The 8,148-nt window shown below is 70.7% G+C and carries 12 protein-coding genes; 1 reads left to right on the top strand and 11 read right to left on the bottom strand.

What is annotated here, in order from left to right:
• The 8 genes from ACLL9L_RS10355 to ACLL9L_RS10320 all read right to left on the bottom strand — a co-directional run.
• The coding region (locus tag ACLL9L_RS10355; protein ID WP_411284571.1) for a mechanosensitive ion channel family protein at nt 1-153 on the bottom strand (153 nt) is incomplete at its 3' end.
• 316 nt (nt 154-469) lie between these two features.
• Nucleotides 470-664 carry a CsbD family protein gene (locus ACLL9L_RS10350; RefSeq protein WP_411284569.1) on the bottom strand — a complete coding sequence of 65 codons (195 nt, stop codon included), beginning with the start codon at nt 662-664 and terminating at the stop codon, nt 470-472.
• A gap of 67 nt (nt 665-731) precedes the next feature.
• Nucleotides 732-1,301 (bottom strand): hypothetical protein, encoded by a 570-nt coding sequence (locus ACLL9L_RS10345; RefSeq protein WP_411284568.1) that lies wholly within the window; start codon nt 1,299-1,301, stop codon nt 732-734.
• Nucleotides 1,298-1,909, bottom strand: coding sequence for a DUF6286 domain-containing protein (locus ACLL9L_RS10340; protein WP_411284567.1), 612 nt, complete (start codon nt 1,907-1,909; stop codon nt 1,298-1,300). The genes ACLL9L_RS10345 and ACLL9L_RS10340 overlap by 4 nt, the downstream gene beginning before the upstream one ends.
• Complete coding sequence (locus ACLL9L_RS10335; RefSeq protein WP_411284566.1) at nt 1,906-2,286, bottom strand: Asp23/Gls24 family envelope stress response protein; 381 nt, start codon at nt 2,284-2,286, stop codon at nt 1,906-1,908. The genes ACLL9L_RS10340 and ACLL9L_RS10335 overlap by 4 nt, the downstream gene beginning before the upstream one ends.
• Nucleotides 2,279-2,458: a DUF2273 domain-containing protein gene (locus ACLL9L_RS10330; protein WP_411284565.1), complete on the bottom strand. Its 180-nt coding sequence runs from the start codon at nt 2,456-2,458 to the stop codon at nt 2,279-2,281. Before ACLL9L_RS10330 ends, ACLL9L_RS10335 begins: the two co-directional genes overlap by 8 nt.
• 21 nt (nt 2,459-2,479) lie before the next feature.
• The gene (locus ACLL9L_RS10325) at nt 2,480-2,854 is read right to left on the bottom strand and encodes a hypothetical protein (RefSeq protein ID WP_411284564.1); all 375 of its coding nucleotides are present in this window, start codon (nt 2,852-2,854) and stop codon (nt 2,480-2,482) included.
• Nucleotides 2,851-3,342, bottom strand: a complete 492-nt coding sequence (locus ACLL9L_RS10320) for an Asp23/Gls24 family envelope stress response protein (RefSeq protein ID WP_411284563.1) — start codon at nt 3,340-3,342, stop codon at nt 2,851-2,853. Before ACLL9L_RS10320 ends, ACLL9L_RS10325 begins: the two co-directional genes overlap by 4 nt.
• 233 nt (nt 3,343-3,575) lie before the next feature.
• Between ACLL9L_RS10320 and ACLL9L_RS10315 the strand changes: the two genes are divergently transcribed.
• Nucleotides 3,576-4,247 (top strand): GntR family transcriptional regulator, encoded by a 672-nt coding sequence (locus ACLL9L_RS10315; RefSeq protein WP_411284562.1) that lies wholly within the window; start codon nt 3,576-3,578, stop codon nt 4,245-4,247.
• 12 nt (nt 4,248-4,259) lie between these two features.
• Here the strand turns inward: ACLL9L_RS10315 and ACLL9L_RS10310 are convergent, their stop codons facing one another.
• Genes ACLL9L_RS10310 through ACLL9L_RS10300 form a run of 3 tightly spaced genes read right to left on the bottom strand, consistent with a single transcriptional unit; the run spans nt 4,260 to nt 8,139 of the window.
• A complete protein-coding gene (locus ACLL9L_RS10310; RefSeq protein WP_411284561.1) occupies nt 4,260-6,044 on the bottom strand; it encodes a gamma-glutamyltransferase family protein in 1,785 nt (594 codons plus the stop codon).
• Nucleotides 6,041-7,102: an ABC transporter ATP-binding protein gene (locus ACLL9L_RS10305; RefSeq protein WP_411284560.1), complete on the bottom strand. Its 1,062-nt coding sequence runs from the start codon at nt 7,100-7,102 to the stop codon at nt 6,041-6,043. Before ACLL9L_RS10305 ends, ACLL9L_RS10310 begins: the two co-directional genes overlap by 4 nt.
• The gene (locus ACLL9L_RS10300; RefSeq protein ID WP_411284559.1) at nt 7,099-8,139 is read right to left on the bottom strand and encodes an ABC transporter ATP-binding protein; all 1,041 of its coding nucleotides are present in this window, start codon (nt 8,137-8,139) and stop codon (nt 7,099-7,101) included. Before ACLL9L_RS10300 ends, ACLL9L_RS10305 begins: the two co-directional genes overlap by 4 nt.
• Nucleotides 8,140-8,148 lie beyond the last annotated feature (9 nt).

Below are 8,148 nucleotides of genomic sequence, written 5' to 3'. Positions count from 1 at the left end.
CTTGTCGAAGCCGACCTTCTCCAGGACCTTCCCGATGGCCTTGGCGATCAGCTTGGCGATGAACAGGCCGATGAGCAGGATCAGGATGAACCCGATCAGCTTGGGCACGAACGTGACAATCGACGTCAGTGCGTTCTTGAGTGCGTCTTCCATGTGGATCTCCTTCAGGGTGGCTCCAGCAGGATGTCTGCTGGAGTCGGGTCAGGGACCACGCGCAGGCATGGACGGTCTCGTCCTCGACCTTTGCGAAGCCACTCAACCCGGGCGCCGGCGGCCGGGTGCGGCGCGCCGAACGTGCGGGGATCGAAAGGGAGGAAGCCGTTTGCTGGACTTCACGGAACTGCATCCATGGGGGCGGGTGGTTCTCCGGCCCCGTCATGGCGCTGGTGACAGGTAGAACGTGACTCAGAGCAACCCGGGCGGCCTGCCCACCCACTCAACCAGGAGGGGGCAGGCCGGTCCCCGAGGGTCAGTTCTTGAAGGCGTCCTTGACGTCGCCGGCGGTGTCCTTGACGTTCTCGCCGGCCTTCTTGGCCTCGGCGCTGGTCTGGTCAGCCTGGCCCTCGGCCTGCATCTGCTCGTTGTCCGTGGCCTTGCCCATGCCCTCCTTGGCCTTGCCCTTGAGCTCCTCGGCGGCGTTCTTGATCTTGTCGATACCACTCATGATCTTCTCCTTCGATGGTGATGTGTGGGTGTGGCATCCCGGCCGCTGACCGGGACGAGGTGGGGCGTCAGTGGACGCGGGGCAGACTGCGGTCACGCGCTGCGGTCCTCAGCTGGACCCGGCAGTGCAGGTCATCGCGTTGCAACGCCTGCTGGAGGTGGGCGCTGGCCTGGTCCGCTGCCGCGGCGATCACCTGCAGGTCAGCCTCGCGCTCGATAGTTGCCCTGAGGACGGCGACGAGCTGACCTCGATCGCGATGGATGTTGCCGCGTGACGACCGGACACCCGGGGTGCGCTCGAGAGCCTGCGCCGCGGCGGCGGCGATGGTGCCCGCGTCGACAATGAGCCTGCCGTCACTGCCGGACCCGGTCAGGCTCAGGTGGCTGACCGCTCGGTCCGGCAGGTGGGCGAGCAGCCACCGCAGCCCGAGCAGGATAGCGAGGACCCCGGCGACCGCGAGTGCCCAGGGCCACCATGCCTGGGTGCTCCAGGAGGTCAGGGCCGAAAGGTCGAGACGGGGCGGAAGGGACGGGAACCGGCCGCTCCACCACGCGATGCCGAACAGGCCCGCTCCGATGAGGGCGAGCGCGACGAGCGCGCCCACCACCCGGTCGACAGCAACCGTGGCGCGGCTCATCTTGGCCCTCCGTAGAGGCTGACGTTCACCGTGGGCGGGCTGTCCAGGGCGGACAGCCGCTGGGCGACTGCCGCACGGACGTTCTCGCTCACGTCGGCGGCTCCGGTGCCCCTGACCCGCACCCGCACGGCGCGGCGGGTGGCCGAGACGTCAGCGGCGAGGACCCCGTCGACCTGCTCGGCTGCGGTCTGCGCCAGCCGGGAGACATCCTTGGGCCGCAGGAACACGCCCGTCTCGGAGGTGACGGTCGTCGCCGTCCGCGGCCGGGGCCGTAGCGCCGCCACCAACAGCCACAGGCCGAGGAGCACGAGCGCTGCACCGACAGGCACCATCCACGAGGCCGCGGCCAGCCCGCTCGCGGACCGTCCAGCAGGTGCCAGCCAGGCGGTCCCTGTCAGCACCCCTGAAGCGAGGAGGGCCTCGCGGACGGCGACCACTCCCAGAGCCGTCAACAGCAGGGCGAGAACGATGCCGACGAGGGCGACGGCACCCACCCCGACTGGGGTCTTGGCGGCATCCATCGCCGCCGCGTCCCCGCGCCGGGTCCGCGGCACGGACTCCGGCACTGGCGGCGTCGAGGTCGACGCCGGCGTGACTGTGGTGCTCACTGGACTCTCCGTTCGGTCTGTGGTTCCTCGTGGACGACCTGGGCAATCGTGACGTCCACCGCATCGACCTCGATCGCCGCGAGGTGGTGCACCTGGGCACGCACCCGGTCTCGCACCCCTTGTGCGGTGGTCGCCAACGGCGTCGGCCAGGCCACAGCCAGCCGCAGGCGCACGTTGGCGCGCTGACCGGCCACCTCGGCCTCGGCGCGGGGATAACGACGCCCGAGGGCGCCGTCGAGCGCTGAGCCCGTGCTCACCACGCCGGGGACCTCGCCTGCGGCAATGACGGAGATCCGCTCCACGACGCGGTCAGCGACCACGAGGCGTCCCCGGTCCTTCGGGTCCACCGGCTGCGGAGCGCCGGCAGTGTCAGTCACGACGGCGGCCACCCAACAGCTTGCTGAGATCGACCTCTCCGTCATAGTGCCCACCGATGAGGTAGCCCACGACGCCGAGGACCAGCGCGATGAGGAAGCCGCCGAAGCCTCCTGCAGCCGCGGCGATCCCCAACAACAGTCCGGCCAGGAGGCCAAGAGTGGAAGTGGTCATGTCTATTTTTCTCCTCGATCGTCAAGACGTTGGTGTAGGGGGCCCGTCGGGGTGAGGACCTGTGGTGACGGGCGGGCGCTGGGCCGCCTCAGCGGACCCGACGCCCACCGGTGCGGCGACGTCCTGGATCACGACGTCGACGCGGGTCGCGATGATCTTCGCCGTGGCAGCCCGGACGGCGTCGGCGGTTCGGCCTGCCGGCACGCCCCACTCGATGACGACGTGCACCTCGGTGCTGTCACTCCTGACCCGGACCCCGTCGACCCTACGGCCGGGCAGATACGTCGCCACCTCCCCGAAGCTCCCGGAGTGCATGTCGGCAACCCCGGGGACGGCCAGCACCGCGGAGCGCACCCTGTCCGCGATCTCCTCGGGTGAACCCTGCTCGCTGGTCACTTGACGCGTGGCTCGCTGGGCTCGTCGTCCTTGGACTTGTCCTCTTCACTCTCGAGGAAGACGTCCTGGACCTCGATGTTGACCTCCGTGACGTCCAGGCCGGTCATCCGCTCGACTGCGGAGATGACGTTGCGCCGGATGCTCTCGGCGAGGTCCGCGATGGAGACGCCGTAGTCGGCCACCAGCTGGAGGTCGATTGCCGCTTGACGCTCGCCCACCTCCACCGAGACGCCCTGGCTGTGGTTCGTGCTCGCGCCCGGGATGCGCTCACGCAGCTGGCCGACGACACGACTCGCGCCGCCGCCGAGGGCGTGGACCCCGGAGACCTCACGGGTGGCGATACCGGCAATCTTCGAGACCACCGTGTCCGCGATCGTCGTCTTGCCCTGCTGGGTCACCAGCGCCGATTCAGACTCCGAGGTCTTGGCCACGGCCGAGCTCGAGGCGGGGCGGGGGCTCTGCTGGCTCTGAGGGGAGGTGTCGCTCACGGGTAACTCCTTGAGTTGCTCAACATGGGATCTGACCCTCCTTAGATGCCCCGCGGGGACAGAACGTCACGCGCTGTGCTCTGTGACGTGTATCACACTAGAGGCAGGTCGGCACTCTGACGACTCGAGGGGATCCATGGCGTGCCCCACGGGCTCCATCTGCTGATTGTCTTTGGTATACGATCTGTGCCTCACGGCGTCGCCCGGGCGCGGAGCATCGGCAGGGATGGGCAATGCACACTGACGACGGCGTCACGACCATCGGTGGTCGCCATCGCGCCCTGCGCGACCAGGTGCTCACCGAGATCCGGCAGCGCATCGTGAACGGCGACTACCCACCTGGGCAGCGCCTGACCGAGGAGCGGCTCGCCGCCGACTTCGGGGTCTCGCGCAACCCGGTCCGCGAGGCACTTCGAGTCATCGAGGCAGAGGGCTTCGTCACCATGACCCCCCGACGCGGCGCCGTCGTATCGACGCCCGACATCGAGACGATCAGCGACCTCTTCGCCGTCCGGGCCAGCCTCGAGGCGACGGCGGCGCGGATCGCCGCCGAACGGGCGAGTCCCGCCGACATCGCTGACCTGCGCTCGCTTCTCGAAGCGGCGCGGAAGGCGACGGACGAGGCCGACTTCTCCACGGTGGCCCAGCTCAACAACGACTTCCACACCAGGGTCATTGCCATCACCGGCAACCGCTGGCTGGTCTCGATCTCGGATGCTCTCTACCTCCACGTCCACTGGATCTTCCGCCTCGGTGCGGCCGACCGGGCGCCGCACTCGTGGGTCGAGCACATCCGCAGCGTGGACGCGATCGAGGCCGGGGACCCGGACCGGGCGGAGGCCGAGGCGCGTGCCCACCTGCACGCCGCCGCGATCGCCGCTGTCGCGAACGCGGTGGCGGACTGACGTCCACGCGGGTCACCGTCCGACGGCATACCCCTGCATCCCACGCGGGTTGGCCCCCGCACTGAGCAGTCCCGACCCGGGGTCACGCGCGACCGCGCACATCCGTCCCAGGCTCCAGGGGTCGCAGACCCTGACGTCGTGGCCCATGGCGCGCAGTCCGGCGATGACGGCCGGGCCGACCCGCTCCTCGACCACGAGCGCTCCCGGCTCGCTCGTCCGCGGCCAGAAGGACGCCGGGAAGGCGGGCGTGTTCCACATCGGTGCGTCGATCGCTTCCTGGAGGGAGGCACCCTGGAGCAGATGACGGAGCAGGAAGATCAGCTGCCACTGGTCCTGCTGGTCGCCACCTGGTGATCCGCAGGCGAGCACGGGGGCTCCGTCGCGAAGGACGAGGGTGGGGGTCAAGGTGGTGCGCGGACGGCGTCCGGGCGCCAGGGAGGCAGGTAGGCCCTCCTCCAGCCAGAACATCTGCATGCGGCTGCCCAGGCAGAACCCGAGGTCCGGGATGGTCGGGGAGGACTGCAGCCAGCCGCCGCTCGGGGTAGCCGAGATCATGTTGCCCCACCGGTCGACGACGTCGACGTGGCAGGTGTCGCCGCGCGTGACCCCGGAGGCGGACACCGTGGGCTCACCCGTCGTGGCGTCGCCGCCACCAGGATGCGCGTGGTCGAGGACGTGCCGGGCAAGGCGCGGTTCCCGACCGTCGGGGCGTCCCGGACGCAGCTCCCATGAAGCCCGGGCGCCGATCAGCGGGGCGCGTTCGGCGGCATACTCCCGGGAGAGCAGGGTCTGCAGCGGGACGTCGGGCAGGTCGCCGTACCAGGCTTCCCGGTCCGCGTAGGACAGCTTGATGGCCTCCGTCGCGCAGTGGATCCCATATGCCGTGGACGGGTCCAGGGCCGCCGGGTCGCTGAGGGCATCGAGGAGCCGGAGGCTCTGCAGCAGCGCCGGACCCTGGCCCCACGCCGTGGTCTTGGCCACGGTGTAGCCCCGCCAGTCCGTCGTGACCGGCGCTTCCCACGACGCCGAGAATCGCGCCATGTCCGCTCCCGTGACCAGGCCGGGGTGGGCCCCTCCGCTGGAGTCTCGTAGGGGCTTGCGCATGAACGCGTCGACGGCCTGCGCCACGAAGCCCTGGCTCCACGCTCTCCGGGCGGCGTCGATCTGGGCCTCGCGGCCCGCCCCGGCGGCACGACCCTCATCCACGAGCCGTTGCAGGGTGTCGGCGTAGGCAGGGTTGGTGAAGAGAGCGCCCGCCGCAGGGGGTCGCCCGTCGACCAGCCAGAGCTGCGCAGAGGTCGGCCAGTCGTTCTCGAACAGCCCCTGGACGGCGCCGATGGTGGCGCTGACCCGCTCGAGCAGGGGGTGGCCCGCTCTCGCATAGCCGATGGCCGGCTCGAGGATCTCCTCGAGGCTCTGGGTGCCTCGGTCCCTCAGCAGGAGCAGCCAGGCATCGACGGCTCCCGGCACAGCAGCGGCCAGCGGTCCGGAGCCGGGGACGAGGTCAATCCCGAGATCGGTGAAGTGGGCGATCGTCGCGCCGGAGGGTGCCGGCCCCTGCCCGCACAGGACCTGCGGGGTCGGGTCGTGCGCCGTGGCGATGATCGCGGGCATGTCGCCGCCGGCCCCGTTCAGGTGGGGTTCGACGACGTGCAGCACGAAGCCCGCCGTCGCTGCCGCGTCGAACGCGTTCCCGCCGCGCTCGAGGGCCCGCATGGCGCACTGTGACGCGATCCAGTGGGTGGACGAGACCATGCCGAAGGTCCCCTGGAGGGTCGGCCGGGTCGTGAACGTCATGCGGTGCTCCTCGATCGGCGTGTGGGGGACGGCCCGGGAACGGTGTCCCGGGGATGAGCCACGCGGACATCCGGGCCGCTCCCGTCGTCGTCGACGAGGTGACAGGCGACGGTGCCGGCTCCGACCCGTCGCAGCGCGGGCACCTCGTCGGCACACCGTTGGACGGCCACCGGGCAGCGGGTGTGGAACCGGCACCCCGAGGGCGGATCCATGGCGGACGGGATGTCGTCGCCGAGCAGGACCGGCCGCCGAGCACGCTGCTGGACGGGGTCGGGCACGGGAGCGGCCGAGAGCAGCGCCTGGGTGTAGGGGTGTGACGGGGACGCGAAGACCCGTTCCCGGGTGCCCTGCTCGACCAGCTGACCGAGATACATCACGGCGATCTCGTCGGCGAGGTACTCCACCGCCGAGAGGTCGTGGGTGATGAAGAGGCAGGCGAAACCGATGTCACGCTGCAGGTCGGCCAGCAGGTTGAGCACCGACGCCTGCACCGACACGTCCAGTGCGCTGGTCGGCTCGTCGGCGATGAGCAGCGTCGGGTCCGACATCAGTGCGCGGGCGATGCTGACCCGTTGCCGCTGTCCTCCGGAGAGCTCGTGGGGGTATCGGCGGGCGACCTCGGCGCGCAGGCCCACCCGGGCGAGTCCCTCGGTCACGCGGGCCTGCCTGTCGCGCCGGGAGAGGCCTCGCCCCTGCAGGCGCAGCGGCTCGGCGACGACCTCGCCGACGAGCATCCGGGGGTTGAGCGACCCGGCGGGGTCTTGGAAGACGATGGACACGTCGCGACGGTGTCCGCGCAGCCGGGCCCTCGACAGGTGGGTGACGTCCGTCCCGCCGAGCAGGACGGCGCCGGCCGTCGGCTCGAGGAGCCGGACGATGCAGCGGCCCACGGTCGACTTGCCGGACCCGCTCTCTCCGACGAGCGCCATGACCTGGCCTCGGCGCAGCCGGAACGAGACCCCGTCCACCGCGCGGACCGGTCCGAAGTGCATGACGAGGTCCTCGACCTCCAGGACGACGTCGTTGACGACCCGACCGTCGGAGGCGCCGGCGTTCACCGCGCCACCTCCGATGCGCTGTGTGCAGCGGGTCGGTAGGGGTGCCAGCAGGCCACGAGGTGGTCGGGGGCGGTGAGTCCGTCGTCGGCAACCGTCAGGGGAGGTTGACGGGCGACACAGGCGTCATCGGCGGCCGGGCACCGCTCATGGAAGGTGCAGGCATCCGGCTGACTGCTCAGCACCGGGACGAGGCCCGGGATCTCCTGCAGCCGATGCGTGCTCGCGTGTCGCCCCGGTGTCGGGGCAGCGGAGAGCAGACCGCCGGTGTAGTGGTGCCTGGGGTGGGCGAAGAGGTCGTCGACGCCTGCGCGCTCGACCACGCGACCGGCATACATCACCACGACCCGGTCGGCGACGTCCGCGATGACACCGAGGTCGTGGGTGATGACGAGGATGCTGGTGCCCAGCCGATCTCGCAGCTCGCGCAGCACGGTGAGGATGCCGGCCTGCACGGTGACGTCGAGCGCCGTCGTCGGCTCGTCGGCGACCAGGACCTGCGGGTCCCCCGCGACGGCCATCGCAATCATCACCCGCTGCCGCATCCCGCCCGAGAGCTGGTGGGGATACTGCTTGACGCGCTCCTTCGGTGACGGGATGCCGACCAGCTGCAGCAGCTCCGTCGCCCGGCTCATGGCGTGGCGCCTCGACAGCCCCTGATGGACCTCCAGCACCTCGCTCACCTGTCGTCCGACTGTGAGCACCGGGTTCAGCGACGACATCGGCTCCTGGAAGATGTAGGCGATCTGCTTCCCCCGGACCGAGCGCAGGGTGGACTGGCTGGCCCCCACGAGCTCGGTGCCGAGCAGTCGGACCGAGCCCGAGATCGTCGCGGTGCTCGGCAGCAGACCCGCCAGGCTCATCGCGGTGACGCTCTTGCCGCAGCCCGACTCCCCCACGACGCCGACGATCTCGCCGCGGCCCAGCACGAGGTCCACCCCGTCGACGGCGCTGACGGTGCCGCTCTCGGTGCGGAAGGTCACGGAGAGGTCCCGCACGTCCAGCACGGCGTCCGCGTCCGGCCGGACTGGGGGGGGCACCTGCATCGG

Source organism: Lapillicoccus sp. (genome assembly GCF_046595215.1).
Lineage (GTDB): Bacteria > Actinomycetota > Actinomycetes > Actinomycetales > Dermatophilaceae > Lapillicoccus.
This window is presented reverse-complemented; position numbering and strand designations above follow the sequence as displayed.